We start from the raw sequence: 1,756 nt of genomic DNA on the forward strand, positions 1-1,756 counted from the left end.
ACCTAACTCAGTACCCAAAAACGAGCGCGGATAGTAGCACTGGTTGCGCGCGAAAACAAGCGTCATCGGTGCGCAGAAGGCCTGCTTGCGCGTGTTAGTCGGCTTCTGCAAAGGCTTGCCCACGACTTTGTGCCAACATCGCCTGCAATCTGTCTTGGCTAATAAAACTATCGACATCAAAGATCTTCTGGCGCAGATGCCAAAAACGGCCTTGTTTGCGTGCAATGACAAAATCAGGCGGACGAAATCGATGTTGTGACGCTGTCACTTTAGTGGGCGCGGTATCGGTGAAGGGACGATGGCGATCGACTAAATGTGGGCGAACAAACCGCGCTAAAAAGTCGTGTTTCTGTTTCTTGGTCGCAAGTGGCCAGACTTCGTGTAAATCGTTGCCATCGTTGGTGTGATAGGTCACTTTTAACTGCGGTTTTTGGTAGCGGTTTTTGCCCGCTGTGAGGGTCATATCGGCACACGCCACCACAAGCGCGTCTTTGAGTTTGAGTGCCTCACGCAGTTTTTTATCTGGATCGATTAACGGCGCGTCGCATTGGTGGCAGCGGCGGGCGGCAATATCGTTATCGGTGCCGCATTCATCGCAAAATTTAGCGCGAAACCGATAGCCGCAGATTTCACGCTCCCCGGTCTCGTCTTCAAAATACCCTTGGCATTGGCGACCGTAATGCTCAAGCAAAAAGCCGTTGTCATCCAGTTTGCCCCAAAAGCTATTGTTAAACCCGCACGCAGGGCAAGGAATGGTGACTAACTCGCTGTCGCTATCGGGTTTAGGCATACCAATTTCGGGCTGATACAGGTCGTAAACATTGCCGGCATAATCAAGGATAAGACAGTCTTTTTTTCCGGGCGCTAATCGCAATCCACGACCGGCTATTTGCTGATAAAGGCTCACTGATTCCGTGGGACGTAATATTGCAATTAAGTCCACATGAGGGGCATCAAAGCCGGTGGTCAACACCGATACGTTCACTAAGTATTTCAGTGCTTTTTGTTTAAACGCCTCTATAAGGCGATCACGTTCAAGACCAGGGGTGTCGCCGATGATCAGCGCGGCGCTGTCTTTAGGAAGATAAGTGATGATTTCTTTGGCATGGTTAACGGTCGCAGCGAAAATCATCACCCCTTGGCGCGGGCGCGCATACTCAAGGATTTGTTCGACAATTTGCGGGGTGGCACGCGGGGCATTGGCGACGACCTTATCGAGATCCGCGTCACGGTAGTAGCCGCTGGCAGTGCGTGAGACTTGTGAAAAATCATAGCTAAGAAGCGGTGCATCCAAAACATGGGCCGGGGTTAAAAACCCTTCATCCAAAAGATGGCTGATGGGCAGTTCGAAGACGCAATCGCGAAAAAAACGGGTGTCAGTGGTGCGGACTTTACCACTAGTGTGGTACTGATAAATCCAACCTTGCCCCAACCGATATGGCGTAGCGGTTAACCCGAGTACTTTTAGACCGGAATTGACATGTTGTAGGTGCTGAATAACACGACGATAACTGCTGTCTTCGTTGTCAGGAACGCGGTGGCACTCGTCGATCACCAGCAGCGAGAATTGGTCGGCAAAGGCGTCGAGGTTGCGCACGACCGATTGTACCGAGGCGAACACGACCTTTTCATTTGATTCCTTGCGTCCTAAACCAGCGGAGAAAATACCGCCGGTGAGCCCATAGCCTTCATACTTGGCGTGGTTCTGCTCGACAAGCTCTTTAACATGCGCCAAGACCAGAACTCGGCCTTTGGC

General features: G+C 51.4%; 1 protein-coding gene. It reads right to left on the reverse strand.

The window, feature by feature from the left end; all coding sequences use genetic code 11:
* Positions 1-94: 94 nt before the first annotated feature.
* Positions 95-1,756, reverse strand: a 1,662-nt coding sequence (locus tag BZG79_RS15175; protein WP_077774823.1) for a DEAD/DEAH box helicase, incomplete at its 5' end; no start/stop codon positions are given.

This window comes from Salinivibrio sp. MA427, from assembly GCF_001996115.1.
Classification (GTDB): domain Bacteria; phylum Pseudomonadota; class Gammaproteobacteria; order Enterobacterales; family Vibrionaceae; genus Salinivibrio; species Salinivibrio costicola.